This is a genomic window from Corallococcus sp. M7 (assembly GCF_054512695.1).
This window is the reverse complement of record NZ_CM137252.1, coordinates 7,930,123-7,949,191: the sequence shown is the minus strand read 5'-3', so window position 1 is coordinate 7,949,191 and position 19,069 is coordinate 7,930,123. Positions and strand designations below refer to the sequence as shown.

General features: G+C 64.0%; 12 protein-coding genes and 1 pseudogene. 6 read left to right on the top strand and 7 right to left on the bottom strand.

Features of this window, described 5'->3' with window-relative positions:
- Positions 1 to 108: 108 nt before the first annotated feature.
- From ACX114_RS31750 to ACX114_RS31735, 4 genes are all read right to left on the bottom strand, one after another.
- Positions 109 to 990 (bottom strand): aldo/keto reductase, encoded by an 882-nt coding sequence (locus ACX114_RS31750; protein ID WP_459290768.1) that lies wholly within the window; start codon positions 988 to 990, stop codon positions 109 to 111.
- Complete coding sequence (locus ACX114_RS31745; RefSeq protein ID WP_459290766.1) at positions 987 to 1,796, bottom strand: M14 family metallopeptidase; 810 nt, start codon at positions 1,794 to 1,796, stop codon at positions 987 to 989. The genes ACX114_RS31750 and ACX114_RS31745 overlap by 4 nt, the downstream gene beginning before the upstream one ends.
- A 102-nt stretch (positions 1,797 to 1,898) precedes the next feature.
- Positions 1,899 to 2,345: a Spy/CpxP family protein refolding chaperone gene (locus ACX114_RS31740; RefSeq protein WP_459290764.1), complete on the bottom strand. Its 447-nt coding sequence runs from the start codon at positions 2,343 to 2,345 to the stop codon at positions 1,899 to 1,901.
- A 108-nt stretch (positions 2,346 to 2,453) separates the two neighbouring features.
- Positions 2,454 to 3,632: a serine hydrolase domain-containing protein gene (locus ACX114_RS31735; RefSeq protein WP_459290762.1), complete on the bottom strand. Its 1,179-nt coding sequence runs from the start codon at positions 3,630 to 3,632 to the stop codon at positions 2,454 to 2,456.
- A 146-nt stretch (positions 3,633 to 3,778) separates the two neighbouring features.
- Here ACX114_RS31735 and ACX114_RS31730 point away from each other — a divergent pair.
- The 6 genes and pseudogenes from ACX114_RS31730 to ACX114_RS31705 all read left to right on the top strand — a co-directional run bounded on the left by ACX114_RS31730 (position 3,779) and on the right by ACX114_RS31705 (position 14,304).
- A pseudogene (locus ACX114_RS31730) lies at positions 3,779 to 4,699 on the top strand (DUF6310 domain-containing protein).
- Positions 4,696 to 5,451: a DUF5953 family protein gene (locus ACX114_RS31725; RefSeq protein ID WP_459290760.1), complete on the top strand. Its 756-nt coding sequence runs from the start codon at positions 4,696 to 4,698 to the stop codon at positions 5,449 to 5,451. Before ACX114_RS31730 ends, ACX114_RS31725 begins: the two are co-directional and overlap by 4 nt.
- Positions 5,452 to 5,812: 361 nt before the next feature.
- Positions 5,813 to 11,245, top strand: a complete 5,433-nt coding sequence (locus tag ACX114_RS31720) for a sacsin N-terminal ATP-binding-like domain-containing protein (RefSeq protein ID WP_459290758.1) — start codon at positions 5,813 to 5,815, stop codon at positions 11,243 to 11,245.
- Complete coding sequence (locus ACX114_RS31715) at positions 11,246 to 13,006, top strand: nuclease-related domain-containing DEAD/DEAH box helicase (protein WP_459290756.1); 1,761 nt, start codon at positions 11,246 to 11,248, stop codon at positions 13,004 to 13,006.
- A 728-nt stretch (positions 13,007 to 13,734) separates the two neighbouring features.
- Positions 13,735 to 13,974: a hypothetical protein gene (locus ACX114_RS31710; RefSeq protein ID WP_459290754.1), complete on the top strand. Its 240-nt coding sequence runs from the start codon at positions 13,735 to 13,737 to the stop codon at positions 13,972 to 13,974.
- A gap of 147 nt (positions 13,975 to 14,121) precedes the next feature.
- On the top strand, positions 14,122 to 14,304 hold the full coding sequence (locus tag ACX114_RS31705) for an acyl-CoA dehydrogenase family protein (protein ID WP_459290752.1): 183 nt from the start codon (positions 14,122 to 14,124) through the stop codon (positions 14,302 to 14,304).
- Between the two features lie 317 nt (positions 14,305 to 14,621).
- Here the strand turns inward: ACX114_RS31705 and ACX114_RS31700 are convergent, their stop codons facing one another.
- From ACX114_RS31700 to ACX114_RS31690, 3 genes are all read right to left on the bottom strand, one after another.
- Positions 14,622 to 16,559 carry a glycoside hydrolase family 15 protein gene (locus tag ACX114_RS31700; RefSeq protein ID WP_459290750.1) on the bottom strand — a complete coding sequence of 646 codons (1,938 nt, stop codon included), beginning with the start codon at positions 16,557 to 16,559 and terminating at the stop codon, positions 14,622 to 14,624.
- 133 nt (positions 16,560 to 16,692) lie between these two features.
- A complete protein-coding gene (locus ACX114_RS31695) occupies positions 16,693 to 17,973 on the bottom strand; it encodes a S8 family peptidase (protein ID WP_459290748.1) in 1,281 nt (426 codons plus the stop codon).
- Positions 17,974 to 18,111: 138 nt separating this feature from the next.
- A complete protein-coding gene (locus tag ACX114_RS31690) occupies positions 18,112 to 19,038 on the bottom strand; it encodes an MBL fold metallo-hydrolase (RefSeq protein ID WP_459290746.1) in 927 nt (308 codons plus the stop codon).
- Positions 19,039 to 19,069 lie beyond the last annotated feature (31 nt).

The window sequence follows — 19,069 nt, the reverse complement described above, 5'->3', positions numbered from 1 at the left end:
CCCCAGGCTGAGCACCCGACCCGGATGGACGAGACAAACGTCGGTAGTGAGCAGTTGCCGACGCTGAAATCTTCGCTGGAGAACGGAACGTCGGACTGGCGGGCTGCGTCAGATGACGCCATCCCACCCGTTGTCGTTGCGACGGAAGGCGTCCCGGATGGCCTGAACGGTGGGCTCGGGGAGGGGGCCCTGCTCCAGGGTGCGTGCGTTGGCGCGCAGGTTGTCCAGCCGCGTGGTGCCCACGATGCAGGTGGCCACGCCCGGCGCGAACGCGGTGAAGCGCAGCGCCAGCTCCGGCCAGTCCAGGCCGTCCGTCTGGAGGGCCATGCGCTGCATCCGTTCCCAGTACTCGCCCACGTCGTGCGCGTAGGGGCGTCCCGGGAAGCGCCACGGCGCGTTGGCCAGGGGCCGCTTGGCGATGACGCCCACGCCGCGCTCGCGAGCCCTGGCCACGCCATGGTCCAGCGAGCGCTGGTCGAAGAGGTTCACGGACGTCTGCACCACGGCGAACGCGCCCGTCTCCAGCGCGGCGTCCAGGCCGGCGTTGTCGCCCGAGTACGCGGCGGCGCGCACCTTGCCCGCCTCCACCGCGCGGGTGAGCGCTTCGATGAGCCCCGGGCGGTGGAGCACGTCCGGCGGACACGAGTGGAAGTGCAGCACGTCCAGCACGTCGGTGCGCAGCCGCTGGAGGGCCAGGTCCACGCCGCGCGTGATGCACTCGGGCGTCCAGTCCTCCACGCCGGGCACGCCGTAGCCGCACTTGGTGGACAGCACGAACTCACGGCGGCGCGAGCCGAGGAACCGGCCGATGCGCTCCTCGGACACGCCATAGCTGGGCGCGGTGTCGATGAGCGTGATGCCCGCGTCCAGCACGCCGTGGAGGAGCGCCTCCGCGTCCGAGTCGCTCAGCGCTTCACTGCCCACGGGCCCCGCGCCGAAGCCGAGCGCGGACACCGTGAGACCACTCTTCCCCAGGGGACGTTGAATCATCGGGTCGGGCCTTCTCCACGCGCCGCCAGGTCGATGAAGCCGCGGATCCAGATGAGGTTCACGGCGTCGCACGCATCCTGCGACGTGGGCGTGGTGGTCTCCAGCGCGGCGGCGTACGGCACGCCCTGGCGCGTGTACCAGTCGGTGACGCTGCCGTCGTGGAAGAAGATGAGGCCGTGCTCGTCGGCGTAGGCGTTGTCATCCACCTTGCGGCTCTTCACCACGGTGGCATGCGCGGCGGAGGCCTCCAGCATGGGGCGGTACGCGGCCTTGTCTCCGAAGGCATACGCGTACGTGGCGACGCCGCCCAGGTAGTTGTCCTGGTGGATGTCGAGCGCCGCGTCTGGAGCAGGGAAGCGCGCCAGGTCCGTGCGCACCGCGCGCGTCTCCTTGGGGCCGCCGTCGTAGAGGGCCCAGCGGAGGATGGCCGGGTCGCCCACGAGCTCGCCGCGCCACTCACCGGGGGCGACCTCGTAGCGCATGAAGTCGTTGTTGGGCTTCTCGCCGCTGCGGTTGTAGCGGGTGCCGTCCTCGAAGCCGGAGGGGTTGATGCAGGGGTAGACGCGCAGGCCCACGCCCTTGGACTTCGCGTACGCGACGATGTCCGGCAGGTGCTTCGCGAGCGTCAGCGGGCCGGCGGGCTCCTCCCCATGGAAGCCGGACGTGATGACGAGCCAGCGGTCGCCCGGGACGATGAGGCGGAAGAGGGGATAGTCGCGCCCCCCTTCGTGTACCTGTCCGTATTCAGAGAGCTCCCCCAGGGCCGCGTGGGAGCGGATGCGTCGTGCGTAATCGGTGTAATCCACCGACCGACAATAACCGCGCGCGTCATCCCTGCCCATGAAGGTTCAGGGTGAAACACGCAATGTGTCATGCCGAGCGCACCCAGTGCGGGCCCCAGGGTGGGTCTACTTCGCTCCGGTGTGCTCGCGGAAGTCGCTGGCGAGCGTCTGGCGCTGGGCGGGAGTGAGCGTGCGGTGGACTTCGAGCACGGCATCCACGGCCTTGTGGGCGAAGGCGCGAGCGGCGTCGATGCGCGCGTCCACCAGCGAGTGGAGCTTCGCGGCGTCGGGCGTATCGGACGTGAGTTGAGTGACGGCCTCGGCGCGGACGGCCTGCTGGCCCTCCATGAGGGACTGGCCCTCGTTGAGGAGGCGGTCCTTCACGGCGTGGATGGAGGAGCGCTGGGCCTCGGTGGCGTTGAGGGCATCCAGCTTGTCGTCCAGCTTCCAGGTGACCATTTGATTGATGCGCTCCGGGTCGGGCGTGCCGCGGTGATGGCGGCCCCAGCCGAAACCGGTGAGCAGGGTGACGGCGACGACGGCGGTACCGGCGATGACGAGCGTCTTCTTCATGGCGTGTGGCTCCAGGAGTGGGGGTGTCGTTTCCCGCTGCTTGACTGGAGCCAATATGGAAGCCGCTGGTTGCGGTGATTTGAGCAGGCGGTGAAGAAGTGTGAAGGCTCAGCGGCCGTCCCAGAACGCCATATCGCCGTACTCCCAATCCCAGGGCACCCCTGCCTCGCCCAACACGAAGCGAACCAGGTGCGGGTAGGCGGGCTCGGCGCGGACGTCGTTGCTCAGGATGAGCACGCAGCGGCGTCCACGCGGCAGGCACACGAGGGTGTTGCCGGTGCTGTCGTTGTGGCCGTTCTTGAAGAACCCGCGTCCTTGAGGCCCGTCGAACACCACCACGCCCAGTCCCGCCGCCAGATCCTTGCGCCGTGACTCCGGCGGCAGTTCGTCCTGGAGGGTGGGGAACTGGCTCCGGGTGGTGATGGGCAACTGCGGAGAGGTCATTCGGGCGAAGGCCTCGGGTGACAGGCCCTCACCGCTCACCAGCGCGGCGGCGAAGCGAGACAGGTCATCCAGCGTGGTGTCCATGGAGCCGGCCGCGCGCACCCGGCTGCGTTCGTCATGCGGTTCCACGCCGCCGTCGAGCTTCCATCCGTCCGCCAGGTTCTGTGCGAAGTCCGGCCGCCACACCATGCTGGTCGTGCGCATGCCGAAGCGGTCGAACACGCGCCGTTGCATCTCCGCGCCCACGTCCAGCCCGAGCCCTCGTTCGAGCACGAACTGCATCAGGATGATGCCGTCGCCGGAGTACGCGAAGCGGCTGCCCGGTGCGAAGTGGATGCGCAGCCGTTCATCCGGCTCCAAGAACCCGAAGTTGGCGAAGCCCGCGCTGTGCGTCAGCAGCACGCGAGGCGTGATGTCCCGCCAGCGTTCGTCGCCGGCCAGATGGGACCAGGTCGAATAGCGGTCCTCGTCCGGGTATTCCGGCAGCGGCTTGTCCAGGTACTTGGAGATGGACGTGTCCAGGTCGATGCGCTTCTCGTCCGCCAGCTGCATCACGACGTAGGCGAAGACCGTCTTGGTGATGGACGCGCCATACATCACCGTGTCGGTGCGCAGCGGTTCGCCCTGCGCGTTGCGAGCGCCATAGGCCCGGGTCGCGACCACACGCCCGTTGTCGATGACCGCGATGGCCAAGCCCTTCGCACCGGTCGCGGACATCGCGCGAGCCGCTTCCGCATCCAGCGCGGCCACGTCGGGAACAGGCGGTGACTCACGGACCGCGGACGTCGTGGCACAGCCGCTGGCAAGCAACACACACAAACTCCAGGCGCGCAGCCTCTTCATGCAATGGGCTCCCATCCGCGAAACAGGAAGCAGACCCTATCGTCCGTACAACGAGTGCGGCCACGGCCGATTGCTCCACGGCGGCGGATTCGCAGGTAGGCGGGCCTTGACCCCCGAGCAGCGCACTTGATTGAAAGGACGTGGCCATGACACGTCTCCGCGCTTGCCTCGCACTTCTGCTCTTTCTCTCGGCCTGCGCTACGTCGGCGCCGGACCGAAATGAGCCAACAGGGCGGAACCCGAGGCGCGCCAACCTCCAGCGAGCGGCGAAGCTGCCGTGGACTGACGGAGGACGGTGCGTCGTCCGTGAGGCTTCCCAGCCTTGGCCCGTGCTGGTGGAGAAGTGTTATCGGGCCCTCGACCATGACCGGCTCGAGTTCCACGACACCACGGGAAGATGCTCAATCGCTTCAACGGATGCCGCAGCCGTGGGAATCGGGTTCTGCGTGCTGGCGGCTCCTGAGATTGCCGTGGGGGCCGTGATCGTGCTGGGCGTGGTCGTGGTCGGCGTCGCCATCAAATAAGCGCTGGATGCATACGAATTCCGCCATGCCTACCCCGAGGAGGCAGGAGCCTCACGTGGAACGAAGGTGGCATCCCGGGAGGCGGGAGCCCAACGCGAGCCCAAGCTGAGGCCCGAACCCGCAGGGCAAGACTGGCAGCCCCCGGTGCCGCCTGCGCCCGTGGACCAGACGGGACGCGCAAGTTGCGAACCTGTTCCAGTGCCCCACGCGGGCGAGGACGACCCACATAATGAATGTGCCGACGAGTTCCCACCCAACCGCTATCCAGGGATGGATGTGCTTGTTGGCGGTGTGCGCTTCGACGCTTTACAGGTCGGCGCTCGCAAGCTGTGGGAGATCAAGACCCATCAATTCGACACGTACAGTGCTTTTCTCCGACGTCAGGTGATCAGCGAACAGGTAGCCAGGATGCGGGAAGAGAAGGACATCGCGGAGTCTTGTGGATATGGCTTCGTCGTTGGCGTGAGCAGTGCCGCGCACAAAACAGCGCTGGAGCGCGCGGCGCCCGAGCTGGATATCGTTGTCACGGGGTGCAAGCGATGACCACCCAAGGCACCCTCGACGTCATCGTCTACGCGCCCGCTCTCGCCGGTAAGGACGCTCGCACGCTCGCTGTCGTCCACGGGATGGAGCGTGCGCTCCCCGGAGTGCGCCTGGAGTGGAGAGTGGCCGATGACGGGCGCCTCATCGCATTGCCACAGCGCGACGCGTGGCTCACAGAAGGGACAAAAGACGGGGGATTCCCTCTGGTGTGCAACGGGGATGAGAGCTACCCCGTTACGATTTTTGGATTGCAGATTCCCGCACGCCAATCACCAGGCGGGCAGCCGTTGCTCGACGTCCATGCAGAGCTGCCACTGGACGAGGTCGTCATCGCGGCAGCCGCGGATGTGCTTGGAGCCGTGGCAGAGGAGGCCCACGCGTTTTGGGGGCATGCGACGCCATCGGGTGCAGGTGTCGAGATCGCACGGCAAACACGCGATCCGGTCCGCAAACCAGGGGTTCCGCCCCGGGGGCTACCAGCCCTCAAGCTGCCAGAGAAAATCCACGCGCCTGAGATTCCGCATCGCCTCGGGTGGTTGAACTACTGGTCTGCTCCGGCCGCGCAGGCCATCGGGTTCCCGGACACGAGCCGTGACGCCGAGCTGCTTTCACGGGCACGGCGTACGGCGACGAGTGGGTGGGTCGTGCAGCTCACCGAGGCACCGCTCGACCTGGACAATCCCGCCCACCTGGACGCGCTCCTGTGGGCCTATGAGCGGTTCCCAGAGCTCGGCGGACGTGCAGTGCCTTGACTCGGCAGGCCCTCGGCAGATCCTCATGCGCATCCGAGGGCATTTCAGGTACCCCGCCCAGAAGGTCGGTCGGCGCACCGCTCGCTCGCGCGTTCGGGGCGTCGCTGGTGCCGTTCGGAATGTTCGTGCTGGCCCGAGCGATCAAGTGTGAGGAGCAGAGGCACTTGGGACAGCAGGGAAGCTGGAGGCGAAGCCGACCCACGCTGCTCTTCGCCACACTCCGTGTAGCCTTCTGGGAGCGGTGGCGTGGAATCTTGAGTTCCACGGCCAGTACTATTGTCGCTCTCCCTTTGATGGGAGCCGATCTCCGCTGGGCAGTTTTCTTCCGCGCAGCTATCGACTCCAAGGTGGCATCTACCCCATGGCATCAGGCCCTAGACGCCGTGAGTTCGACCTCAACGAAAGCATTGTTGATCGCCTACGCGACCTCGCGTCCAGATATCCCAAAGGCCTCGGCCTGATAAAAGAGTTCCTTCAGAACGCGGACGATGCAGGAGCATCAGTCCTTCGAGTCTATTACGATCAGCGTGTGCATCCAGGCGAGATGCCAGACCCGTCGATGCAGGTGGCGCTCGGGCCGGCCTTGTTGTTCGTTAATGATAGTCAATTCACAGACAACGACCTGAATCACATCCAAACTATTAGCAATAGCTCGAAAATTCGTGATGCGGGAAGGACAGGGAGATTCGGTCAGGGGTTCAATACTTCGTACAGCGTCTCTGACCATCCAAGCCTCGTAACAGGGGACACGATAGTCTGGTTTGATCCACATCGTTCGATTCAGGACCGTAGCAAGAATGCTCATGCCTGGGATCTTCGCGATGCGGCTCAATGCTGGCCCGCCTGGGCCGCGACCTTCGCGCCAGCCGGAGTTGATCGACAAGGCGCTTCTTTCCACGGCACAGTGTTCCGGCTTCCGCTAAGAACGCCGGAAACAGTCACTCGAAGCAAAATCCGGAAGGAAGCGTTTTCGGTGTCGGACTGGGAAGACATTCTGGCCCAGTTACGGCAGGTCGGACCCGCGCTCTTGGTCTTCCTGCGGTCTGTCCTTGCGCTTGAGGCATATGATATTTCCAAGCCAGGGAAAGCGCGGTTGCGTGTGCGTATTTGCACGGTGAACGCAGCGTCGGTGCAAGAAAGTCGGAAACCACTTCGGTCCTTCATCGCGGGTCAGCCCGCGACCCTCGTTCGAACATGGTTAGACTCAAAAGAAGACCTCCCAAGCGCGAAGTTCACGCAGGAGTTCTCGATTGAGGCGGAGGGAGAGGCTCCCCAACTGGAGGTATGGGAAGTCGTCTCCGAAGTGGTCAGAGGCCAAGAAGATGTGTTGCTGCGCGAAGCACTCGAACTCTGCGAACTCGACGATAAAGTCCTCCCGTGGGCTGGTGCTGCATGGCGGCGAGAGGGCACTTCGTCGCTTGGCAAAGGAGGGTTCGCATGCTTCCTGCCCCTTCCTGATGCGGAGGTCGCACCAGTCTGGTTGCATGGTTGGTTCGCGACCGACTCAGGGAGACGTGGCCTTGAACGCACCGTTGAAGCAAACGGCTTGTCAAAATCTCGTGTTCAATGGAATCGATCGCTCTTGGAGCACGGCGTCGGGCCTGCTTGGGCAAAGCTCGTTATGAGACTGTGCGGCGACGCGAACACCAACGACCGGCCTTATGATTTGTGGCCCTTGAACTGGGAAAAGGGCCCTGATCTCGAAAGCGCGCTGTCGAAGGGATTCTATCGGGAGGCGGGGCGGTTACCCGTACTTCGGGTCCGAAAAGATGTGTTTGGATGGCAGGACGTGAAGTCCGGACCCTGGGATCTTCCGGCGGCATGGCACGGGCGGCTGGAAGCACCATTCCGAGCACATACAATCGCGGTCACAGTGCCTCCACTTTCCGAGGCCCTTCGAAGGCAGCTGTCAGCTGTTGGCTGTGCAGTCAACCACCTGACGCCAGCGTTGATGAGAGGAGGGTTGCAAAAGTCCCTGGTGCAGGGACGTATGGAATATTCGCTTGAGGATGCTCCGGCTCCCTGGCTCACCAGGCGTGAGTGGGTTATCGCGATGGGTGAATTCTGCTCGTCTGACAGCGCCGATCATCTCGAGGGTTTGCCGGTGGCGCTTCTTTCTGGAAACCGACTGCGGTGCTTTTCCAGCAATGCGGCCGTTTACATCGCCTCTGAGTCCCAGCGCGGGCTCTTAGCTCCAGTGCCTCATCGGATACTAGATCCCGAATTTCAAGATGCGGTCTTCAAAAACGGGCCCGCGCAGAAAATCGGTGTCCGGCCGCTTGATGTAGCAGGCATGGTTGACATCGCCTGGGAAGTTGTCGAGCAGGGGAGGGTCACGCCTCAATGGCTGCAGGTCTTTTTCGAACTGCTCGAACAGGCGCCGCCGTTGGCTGTGAGGAAGCAAGAAGCCCGGCTCAAAGCGCTTCGACTGATACCAGGGAGGAGTCAATGCTATAAAACTATGGGAGGCGATGATGCTCTGCTTCTCCCTGGTGACTTACGGCCTCGATTGGAGCAGGCACTGGCCCGGCTCGGAGTAGGTTTCATTGATGGGCCTCAAGAGCTTCTTGCGGCAATTGGACGATTCGTAGCCCGGCATCAAGGGTTCATCAAGTTGCCAACCGCGAATGTGATTGCGGACATGCTTGTGGCCCCTGCTTGTCGAACTGGTATCAATCTGGCTGCCTGCGATGCTCCGGAGGTTCGAGGGCCACTTCTTGACCTCCTTGCCTCCATCGATTGGGGGGGCGCTACATCTCTTGTTCAAAGCTCGCTTACTGCCCTCCCCATCTTCGCCACGCTTGATGGGCGGAGGGTCGCTGTGCGGGATCAGGGCGTCTACGCACCGGGCGGATTGAGTCCTCCTGCAGGAATCGCGGGCTCTCTTCTTGTCCTAGACTTGGGACCGGAAGACCGGTGGAGGCGCCTTGCTGAACATCTTGGAGTGAAAACCCTGGACGGCTTCCGGTTCGTCAAGGATGTCCTGCTACCTGCATTCGGCAATGCGACACAAGCGGTTCAGGAAAAGATCCTCGTTTGGCTTCGTGACGAGTTACCTCGCATTGAGGCGTCCTTGGACAGTGAACCGCGCCAGAGTCTGCGAGATTCCATCAGGCACGCACCTATCATTCCTGTCCAGGGGGGAGGATTCGCTGAGCCAGCCCGCGTTTATGCGCCAGATGCCTCAGAGCCGGATGCCTTGCTGGGGCGCTTCGCCAGGAAACCAGACCCACGCCGTTTCAACACTCATCGGGATTTGTGGCGTCGCTTCTTTGAAACACTTAATCTTCCACGCCAGCCACTGGCTGCCGACATCCACGCAGCCATCCTGGAGAACGTGGACAAGGCGAAGGAGCACGGTGCGCATGCAGTGCTCGATCCGATGTCGAAGCTCGCAATGTACATCGACAGCCATTGGGATGAACTCGCCTCATCAGAGGTCACACCAAAAACCAGGCTTGACTCGGCGCTTCGCGAACTGGCTTGGCTCCCTGCTCGGCGGTCCCGCACCGTAGATCATGCCGCCGCGCGGGTGCCAGAGGATTGCCTGTATCTCGCACGCGATTTGGCTGCGTTTCGGATTCGACATCTGATCTCCTCTCAGTTTTATCTCGTGGGGGGCGATGAATTCGGCGAAAGAATGGCGGAGGGCATTGGGTTGCATATCCATGCTCGCCCGGAAGAAGTCCTGGCCCATTTCGACTCGCTCCGTCGGCAGCCACTGTCCGGATCAGATAAGTCAGTTGAGCGTGTCCGCACTTCGTTCATCGAGATCATGCGTTATTTTGGTGGAGTGCAAGTGGATCGCAGGGTCTCGCTTGAATCGTGGTTGAAGACTCGAGGAGTCGAACGGTCAATCCTCATTGGACGTCAATGGCTGTGTGCGGAGAAGGTGTTCCTGAAGCGGCTGAAGAACAGCCTCCCGGGCGCCGCGTCCATCCATGACGACACAGAACTTGCGCGAGCGCTTGAGTCACATGGATTCGGCACAGGTTTAGAAAAATTCGGAGTTCGTGATGCTCCCACTTCCAAGGACTGGGTTGCCGTCCTCAATGACCTGGCCCACCGGCATGGTGCAAAGAAGCTCCCTTTGGAGGACCTCAGGGTAGCTCGTGGAGCGCTCTTGGAGTTGAGATGCGAGGACGCTTCCTGGCTGACAAATCAAACGGTATGGGTTCCTACTCAGGATGGGCGTCTCAGCCGCGCTTGTGATGCGTTTGTTCCAGATGACCCCCGGCTTCAGGATGCAGGCGCAGTTGAACTGGATTTTGTGGAGGAGATTCAAGAGATTCTTGATGTCGCAAGACAGGCTGGATCCAGGTCCTTGAGAGGATCATTGCACGATCGGCTTCATCCTGAGACGTTAGAGTCCCTGATGGCGGAACATCGATTGTGGTGCGGGATCCACGAACGTCGTATTCGCTCAAGGTCATTTCAGGATGCTCTTGCCCGGATTGAATATGATGAGGGATTATGTCAAGCCAGGAACGGACTTCGCGTTCAAACTCCTTCGGAAAACCTTGGTAGGATGCAAAACCTACGCATCCGCGTGGCAGAGCAACTTCGCGTTCAGAGTGTGCTGCATTCAGACGGAAGTGTAGTTGTCTTTGACGAGGTGTCCGCGAAGTTCCTTGATGAAGCGGCAGAGGTGCTATGGGTCAATGCGTCGACTCCACGGAGAAGGTTTGACGAATTGGTCCGGGCCGTGTGCAAGCTCTGTGGTGTGGGCGACATGCTGATTGTGAGCCGACTGATTGACGCAGAGCCTGAACAGATGCATGCACTGCTCACTGAGGATGGCATTGCGAAGATTCCGACGGGCCGGTCGCTCAGCACGGAGGATCTTGCGTTACACGAAGGGGCCGAGGAGTGGGATGAATTCTCCTCTGGCGACGGCGAATCAATGTGGTCTGAGAATGAACACCTTAGCAGTTCCCAAGATGCCCCAGGGGAGATGGCTCTTCGATCGGCACCGATCACCCTCGAACGCTACAGGGATAATGCGTCGCGGTTTTCGGAAGTCGGTTCGAGTGATACCAGGTTTGAGACTTCAGTGGCCGCAAGGGAACGGACTCTAGAAGTAAATCAACTTGTCGATCCCGACATGCCGCGCCCGTTAAGTCATGGGAGCAGCAACCCCTGGAGTCCCGAAAGAGCTAGGCTTTTTTCAGTCCGCGGTGCGAGTGGAAACCGGCTCGGTATGTATGCCCACCCAGCCCCTCAGACCGATTACGACACAGGCTCCTTATATCCTGGGCAGAAGGCACAGTCTGCGGCCATTGCCCTGGTGGCTGCACATGAACTGAAAGAAGGCCGGCCCACGACCCATGCAACCAGTGCGTTGGATGGGTATGACCTTGTCTCAGGGACTGGTGCCGCTCAGCGATTCGTAAGGGTCCGAGGGATCGACGGACCATGGACAGCACGTGGCATAGGACTCCTGAGGAGGGATGTCGATGCATCTATGCGCGAGAACACCAGTTGGTGGCTCTATGTGGTGGAGCATGCGCTCGACCCCAAACGCGCCTCCGTGTTCGCGATTCGGGCCCCTCTCAGTCAGACAGAAGAGTTTCGCCTTGATGCCGGGTGGAGGGCACGGTCCGAGGTACTAGGAGATTCAGCAGGTAATGCTGGGGCGCCCAGAGTTGGGGAGGTGATTGAAGTCGAAGGTGGGCGCTCGGCGACGGTTCTTGATGTGGAGCACTTCGATTCTGTTTACGAGGTCCAGCTGGAGTTCTCCGATGGAGAGCGGACATCGTGTGTGTGGCGAGCGAGTTGGAGGCAGGGAAAGTAGATGGCGCGAATTGTCCCTGAAATGACCGAGGAAGAACTCGTCCAACACAAGCCCGCCGTGGAGGCTCAAGTTTATCGTGCCTTCCGTGACAGGGCTCCAGCGGATTGGTTTGTTTTCTTCAGTCTGCGAATCGTGAAACAGGTGCCGAGGCAGACCCCAGAGCTCGGCGAACTCGACTTCGTCATTTTCTGTCCACGGTTCGGCCTGCTCGTGGTCGAGGTAAAAGGGGGGATCATCGAGATCGATGACGCCGCGAAGACGTGGACGTCCATCGACGCGAAAGGGGGGCGACATGTTATCAGCGATCCCCTGCACCAAGCAGCCAGTGGGCTCAAGCAGTTAACGACAACGTTCAAACGGGAGATCGGTTGGTCCAGTGACGAGCCCCACTATCTCCTGGCGGGCACAGCGCTCTTGTTCCCAGATGTATCCGATGTCACCCCCCTTGCCGGATTGAGTCGGCCGCTTTCGATCCTTGGCGGCGCGGGAGTGCTCAGGGAGCCTGAAAAGTGGGTCCACGATGCATTCCACTTTTGGGCGAAGGACAACGACCAGTGGCGACCGCTCGGGCCGGGAGGGGTAAAGGTCGCCGAAAGCCTTTTCGCCAAACGCATCTTCGTCCCGCGTCCCCTTGCCAGCCTATTGCGCGGCGAACATGCAAGGCAGATTGAATTGACCCGGCAGCAAGGACAGGTCCTGCGGGCCCTGAAGTATCATCCTCGCGCGTGCGTTGTGGGTGCGGCTGGCACTGGGAAAACGCTGCTTGCGTTGGAGCAGGCTCGATATTTTGCGGCACAAGGGCTTCGAACCCTCTTTGTCTGTTTTAATCGAGCGCTTTCCGATTTCCTTTTTCGGGAATGTCAAGGGGCGCCGGGGCTCGATGCTTTGACATTCCACATGCTTTGTTCGAAACGTCTTTCGGCCGTAAAAAAGGAGCGTGGCTTTGATCTGATGGAAGTCGTTCGGGCGGAGCGAAGGGCGAACGGCGAGGATTCTGAAGACGTGTTGTTGGCCTATGCACTTGCCCGCTCAACGGAGGAACACTCTTTCCGCTATCAAGCAGTCGTCGTGGATGAGGGGCAGGACTTTGTCAGCGCCGCGTTTCTTGGCTTCCGAAAGCTACTGGAGAACCCAAGAGAATCGCCATGGCTCATTTTCTACGATCCGAACCAAGCTATTTACCGGAAGCTCGCCGCGATCCCATCCATGTCGGCTAGTCCATATCCGCTTACCTTAAATTGTCGAAATACACAGCCCATTCACCGTGCGGCCTATGCGTTCTTCCGGGGCGACGATCCGGCGGATTCGAATGACGTAGCTGGCGGCCCCATCGAACTGCTTGGCGCCGAAGGACTTGCGGCGCAAGCCGTAATCGTCCGGCAGAAGGTCGAAGAGTTGGTGAATACCCATGGGCTGGATCCCGGTTCCGTGGTGGTGCTGGTCGCGGGAGACCCCAAGGATTCCTTCTATAATGCGCTGCGTGGCGCAGGTCCTCCGGTGGGCAGTTCCTGGAGCTTCGAGCAGCATTTCAAGAAGGGGGTTGTGGTCGTCGATACGGCCCGTCGGTTCAAGGGATTGGAGGCGGTTACCCTCATATTGTGGGGCGTTGAATACGTGCCCCTCGACATTGCACGTGAGATTCTCTATGTGTCGTTGTCTCGTGCGCGCTCTAGACTATGGATCGTTGGGCATCCGCAGAGGATGCGCGATGCTATCCGTGCCTCGGCGGTAGACGTCACTTCGGTGCAAGACCTCCTGTGAGGCTTGCTTGGTTCTCCATAGCTGCCTCGAACAGGGGGACCCAAGGGATGCAGGTTCCGATTTCGTGCCGGCTACTCCAGTCGGAACGAACTCCCGGTGGTGGTCCGCGACGGCGCGCAGTTGCAGGACTACCAGTACCGTTGCTCATATTGGACGGACTGCTCTGACCCATTGGATTGGGTTAATGTCTGACGCCTCCAGGCCCTAACTCCAACCAACGATGCAGACTGACTGGTCGAAGCGGAGCGGATCCAACTGCTGATGGCCGGGCAGGCTGCGCGGCATGACCCGGAAACCTCCTTGCCTAACGATGGCTTCGGGGCCATGACCCAATCCCCGCTGAATACCGCGCTGTTGGAGGGTGCCTCCTGGCTAACCTTCGGGCGCAGCATCATCACCATCCCGAGCCGGGCAGCGCCTCCTTCGGGACGCTCTGGCTGATGCGCCAGGGCTCGGGGCTCGCCTTCCTGGCCTGCCGGAGCCCGTGCTGGTTGCCTCATTCAACAACAGTTTCCGCCAGTAAGCCTGGTTCGGCAACGCCTGTCCAACCCCACCAGCGGCAACATGTTCCTCATGCCTCACCAGGAGGCTCGTTGCGCTGTTGGCGGCCGACGCCTGTCCGTGACCAATCGCTTCGTGTTGGGCCGCGAGCGGGCCAGCCACCTGCTCACTGCCGTGTGTGATGGCAGCCCGCCTTCTTCCTCCTCGACAAGGACGACTCCATCCGGATGGAGGATGTCTGGGACGCCCTGGGGATGCGGGCCACGCGCAGCCAGCTCCTACACTTCCGGGACACGCTAACGCCGGAGTCCCGGCGGCTGCGGCTTGATCCCTCCCAGCCCAACCCCATCGCCCTGGGTCTGCCGTGGATTTCCATCGGCATCGTCGAGGCGGCGCTGGCCTTCGCCATCCGCTACGCTAGGGAGCGCAAGCTGCCTCCGAAGAACCGGGCCATCGCGGAGATGTAGTGGGTGCAGTTCTCGGTGGCGGAGATGCGCCTCTGCCTGGAGGCGGCGCGGGCGCTGGCTACGCGCGCGGCCATCGCCGCGGATCAGCGCGAGCCGGACTTCCCCGTGCTGCAGATGTAGGCTAAGGTCGTGGCCAATGAAGCCGCCGTGGCCATTACCACAGCGGTCATGGAGCTCGCCGGAGGCTCGGGCTACATGCGGAGCCATCCCCTCGAGCGCTACCTGCTTGATGCCATGCGCGGTCAGCTGATGGCCTGGCCTCCAGCGGTGAGCCGCGACTTCCTCGGCAAGGCCTTGTTGGGGATTCCGCCGCCACCGCCCCAGGCGTGAGCATGAGGCTGTGATTGTGCGTCGCGAATCCACCATTGTCGAAGAGCAGGCCGTGACGTCCCTGCTCGCGCAGCCGCGATGGGACGAGACGGGACGGCGAGGGGGAACAATCCGGTGTGCTCTCAAGGCGTTCGCCGGTAACAGCGCGACCTGCTTGGGTTTTGCTCCGCCTTTGCTGCGGCTTCGATTCCCGCCGCATCTACAAGTGGCGGTCGAATCAAACGGCCGTCGGCATGGGTTGGCGTGTCATTGCCCCTAGAACCGCGGGCCCGATGTAACTGTGCCGCCAGATGCTTCTGTGTCGGAGACGCGCCGGGTCACTCGATGGAGGGCGGCTCGGGCTCCAGGAGGTGTGGGGGCTCCGACTGCCCTTCGTCCCGGAGCCTGAGCGCGCGGTCGATGCGCGCGGCGGCGCTGATGAGGCCGAGGTGGCTGAAGGCCTGGGGAAAGTTTCCCAACTGCTCGCGCGTCAGCGGGTGGATCTCCTCCGCCAGCAGTCCCAGGTGGTTCGACGCCTCCGCGTGCGCGACGAAGACGTCCTCGGCCTCTTGGATGCGATTGGCCAACGCCAGCGCCTCCGCCAGCCAGAAGCCGCAGAGGATGAAGCCTCCCTCTGGCCCCTCGACCCCGTCATCCATCCTGTACCTGCGGAGGAATGGGCCCGCGCCCAGCTCCGCGCGCAGCCAGTCGAGCGTCCTCAGGATGAACGGATCCGTCCCCCGGAAGCAGCCCACGATGGGCAGTTGCAGCAGCGCGGCGTCTGGCTCATTGCCTCCGTAGACCCCGACGAAGTGCTTGCGCGCCGGGTCCACGCCGTTGCGCAGGATGTCCGCACGGATGACGTCCGCCAGGGCGGCGCTGGACTGCTCCAGCGCCGTCTCTCCGAAGAGCCGTGACAGGTGCTGCCCCCGGCGCAGGGCCAGCCACCCCATGAGCTTCGAGTGCACGTTGTGCCGCATCTCCCGGCGCGGCTCCCAGATGCCGTGGTCGGGCTCGCTCCAGCGGCGGGCGGTGGCCTGGATGACGGAACGCAGCAGTCTCCAGGTGCGCAGCGGCAGCCGCCCGCCGGAGCGCTCGTACAGGTACGCCGCGTCGAGCAGCGCGCCCGCGGTGTCGAACTGGAACTGGTCCCTCGCGTCGTTCCCCAGCCGCACCGGCCGTGAGCCCTGGAAGCCGCTCAGCAGGTCCAGCTCCCGCTCCGGCGGCACGCAGGCACCGTCCAGCGTGTACATCACCTGAAGCGTGTCACCGCGCTGCAACGTGTCTCGCACGAAGTAGAAGAACTCGCGCGACTCACGCTCGAAGCCGAGGAGGTTGGTGGCGCGCACCGCCATCGCGGAGTCGCGGACCCAGCTGAAGCGGTAGTCCCAGTTGCGAGGCCCTCCAATCCACTCGGGGAGCGAAGTGGTGGGCGCGGCCACCATCGCGCCCGTGGGGCCGTACATCAGCAGCTTCAGCGCCAGCGCGGAGCGCAGCACGTGGTGCCGCCACGGTCCTTCGTAGTGGAGCTGTTGCGCCCACTCGCGCCAGGCCTGTCGCGTGTCCCGCAGGTGGTCGAAGGGCCGGTACGCGGCCAGCGGCTCCGGCCGGTCGGAGTCCCACGACAGGATCATCCAGCGCCGCTCGCCCGGTCCCATCCGGATGCGCGTCTGGAGGCCCGTGTCTCCCCGGCAGGGGTGGCCGCGCAGCGCCTCGCAGGGCCGCCACTCCGCCTCCCCGCTGAGCACGGCGACCAGCCGCTCCCCTCCCGACCCGCGGGCGACCAGGCCGTGCTCCTCCCGCTCCACCCGCGTCCGCGACGCCCCGTAATTGAAGCGCGGGTCGAAGACGATGTTCAGCTCCACCGGGCCTTCCAGGCACTCGATGCGCCGGTGCACCTCGTGGACGCTGGAGCGCGGGTCGTTGGTCCACGGCATGTAGTCGATGATGCGGATGGCCCCCTTGTGCTCGAAGCGGAACAGCGTCTCCAGGACGTTGGTGTCCGGGTCGTAGCGCTGCAGGCTCTCGAAGGGCCACACGACGGGGGTGATGCCGGTGATGCCACCTTTCTCGTCATCGAGGATGCCCGCGAAGACGCTCGGGCTGTCGAAGCGGGGGAAGCAGAGCCAGTCGATGACGCCGTCCGGCCGGACGAGCGCACAGGAGCATCCATCACCAATCAATCCGCGGCCCGCCAGGGGGACCTCCCGGTAGGACGCCGGGTTGGTGAACCGGAAGGGGCGGGCCATCCGCCTCGCGGCGCTGTAGAGGTCCATGGGCAGGCGTGTCGCGGGGCTGGAGCGCGACCTCCCGCCTTCAAAGTAGCGACCCCCGCGAGACGGCCCCACCCGGCAACCCACCCACGCAGGAGGCCCCCGCCCCCTCGTGAGCGCGGAATCGAGGACGTGCCTACTCCCCGCTGTTCTGGACGGTGGGGGCCCGCAGAGGTGCGATGAAGCCCGAGTAGGCCATCCGGTTCGGTGAGCAGCGCCCGGGGTTGGTCACCTTGTCCGGCGTGGCGTTGCCCGTCATGGCGGTGCTGACCTCCTGAGGCGCGGAGGCGGGATGGGCCTCCAGGAAGAGCGCGACGATGCCGGTGACATGGGGCGCGGCCATGGACGTGCCGCTCAGCGTTCGGGTCGCCGTGTCATCGCTGGCCCAGGCGGAGAAGATCTCCTCGCCGGGCGCGAAGACGTCCACGCAGTCTCCATGATTGGAGAAGGACGCCCGCCGGTCCACAGTGGTGGTGGCCCCCACGGTAATGGCCTCGGCGGTGCGCGCGGGAGAGCGCTTGCACGCGTCCTGGTTCTCGTTGCCCGCCGCCAGCACATACGTCACGCCCAACGCGATGGAGCGGCGCACGGCATCGTCGAGCACCGCGTCCTCTCCTCCGCCCAGGCTCATGTTGGCCACCGCCGGGGACTGGTGGTGCTCGGTCACCCAGTCCACGCCCGCCACCACGCCCGCCGTCGTCCCGGAGCCCTCGCAATCCAGCACGCGCACGGCGTGCAGCGACGCGCTCTTGGCGATGCCATACATGTTGCCGCCCACCGTGGCGGACACGTGGGTGCCATGGCCGTTGCAGTCCACGCCGTTGCGACCGTCGCCGACGGCATCGAAGGCGATGTTCGCCCGCCCGGAGAACTCCTGGTGCGTGGGGCGCAGGCCCGTGTCGAGGATGTACACGTGCACGCCCCGGCCCTGCGTCTGATACGAGTAGAGCTGATTGAGCGGCAGGTCGCGCTGGTCGATGCGGTCGATCCCCCACGTCGCATCGGACTGGTTCTCGTCGAGCGTCACCACGCCATTCTGCTGCACGTACGCCACCTCGGGTGCGGCGGACATGGCGCGGGCCTGCTTCTCGCTCATGCGCGCGGCGAAGCCCCGGAGCGCGTGCGTGTACACGTGGAAGGTCTTGCCGCCGAAGCGCTCGGTCAGGCGCCGCGCGACCACCCACGGCTCCTGCGCGGCGTCCCCTTCCTGGGGTTCATTGAGCACGACGACGTATTCACCGGAGACCGGCTTCGCGACCGTGAGGAACTTCTCGCGCACCGGTGTCTGCACGGACGCGGTGCCACGGCAGGGTGTGTCACCGGGTGGCGGTATGGGATTGCCCGTGCTCTGGCACGCGGACAGCAGGAACAGCACGCAGGCGGACGCGACCGTCCGCGACAGGAGCTTCAGCGACATGGGTCCCCCCGGGGTGGCACTTCCTGCTTCGGCCGGAAGCCGGGAAGGCAACGCTGGCGCGGCCCTCCCAGTGAAGTAACGCATTCCGATTCAAAGCAGTTGCTGCCCCGCGGGGCCGCGAAACGTCCGAACGATGGCTCAGAGCAGCCCGTCCAGGATGAGCCCACGGCGCTGATAGTCCTGCATCTGCGCGCCGTCATGGGCCACCACCAGGTGCAGCTCGGGCGCGGTGCGCAGCAGGCCATGCAGCCACCGCAGTTGGTGTGCCATCGCCTGTGCATCCTCGCCGCCCAGCCAGTTGGTGAGGCGCGGGTGCATCCTCGGGAGCCGGATGTTGTCCTGGTGCCAGGCCACGTCACCTACGAGCAGGAACTCGCGCCCGTCGGCGAGCCGCACGTACACCATCTGGGTGCCGGGCGTGTGGCCCGGGGCCTTGATGAGGACCACGCCGGGACGCAGCAGGTGCAGGCGCTCGTACTGGAGTGGAGTGAACCTGGCGCGCAGCTCCGCGGTGAAACCGGCTTCCTCCGCGAGCGGGCTTCGCAGTTGTTCGTCCGTGAGGTGGACCTTGCTCGCCACCTCGTCCAGGTACGGCGAATGCGCGATGCCCGCGCAGTGGTCGAAGTGCTCGTGGGTGACAACCGTGGCGTCCGCGCGGCGCAGCGCCTCCTGGACCCGGATGTAGGCCGCGGCGTTGAACTCCGCGCCGGGGAACTGGTCCTGCTGCGTCTTCTCGTCGCTCACGAAGTCCACCAGCACCGTGCGGCCGTCGGCATAGGCGACCTGGTACGCGTTGAAGTCGAAGGAGTCCTCTCCGAAGCCGCCGCCGGCCACCACGAGCGCGTGGGGCACCCCGGACGCCCGGCTCACGTGCTGGCTGCGCAATCCGGTGGGGAGCGGCGCGCCGGTGGAGACGGCCAGGGCCCGGATGGCGCCCAGGTCGGCGTCGAAGCGCGAGGTCTCCGGTACGTTCACGTCGCTCAGTCCCACGGCCGCGACGACGACCAGCACCAGCAACAGGGCCGCGACAACCAGACCCACGCGACGCCACAGGGTTCTCTTCATGGCCGGCATCTTGCCGACTCCTGGCATCGAC

Coding starts and splice junctions, on each gene's coding strand:
- ACX114_RS31695 (WP_459290748.1), bottom strand. CDS start 17,973: ATGTCGCTGAAGCTCCTGTCGCGGACGGTCGCGTCCGCCTGCGTGCTG.
- ACX114_RS31710 (WP_459290754.1), top strand. CDS start 13,735: ATGGAGGATGTCTGGGACGCCCTGGGGATGCGGGCCACGCGCAGCCAG.
- ACX114_RS31750 (WP_459290768.1), bottom strand. CDS start 990: ATGATTCAACGTCCCCTGGGGAAGAGTGGTCTCACGGTGTCCGCGCTC.
- ACX114_RS31735 (WP_459290762.1), bottom strand. CDS start 3,632: ATGAAGAGGCTGCGCGCCTGGAGTTTGTGTGTGTTGCTTGCCAGCGGC.
- ACX114_RS31740 (WP_459290764.1), bottom strand. CDS start 2,345: ATGAAGAAGACGCTCGTCATCGCCGGTACCGCCGTCGTCGCCGTCACC.
- ACX114_RS31720 (WP_459290758.1), top strand. CDS start 5,813: ATGGCATCAGGCCCTAGACGCCGTGAGTTCGACCTCAACGAAAGCATT.
- ACX114_RS31700 (WP_459290750.1), bottom strand. CDS start 16,559: ATGGACCTCTACAGCGCCGCGAGGCGGATGGCCCGCCCCTTCCGGTTC.
- ACX114_RS31725 (WP_459290760.1), top strand. CDS start 4,696: ATGACCACCCAAGGCACCCTCGACGTCATCGTCTACGCGCCCGCTCTC.
- ACX114_RS31715 (WP_459290756.1), top strand. CDS start 11,246: ATGGCGCGAATTGTCCCTGAAATGACCGAGGAAGAACTCGTCCAACAC.
- ACX114_RS31690 (WP_459290746.1), bottom strand. CDS start 19,038: ATGAAGAGAACCCTGTGGCGTCGCGTGGGTCTGGTTGTCGCGGCCCTG.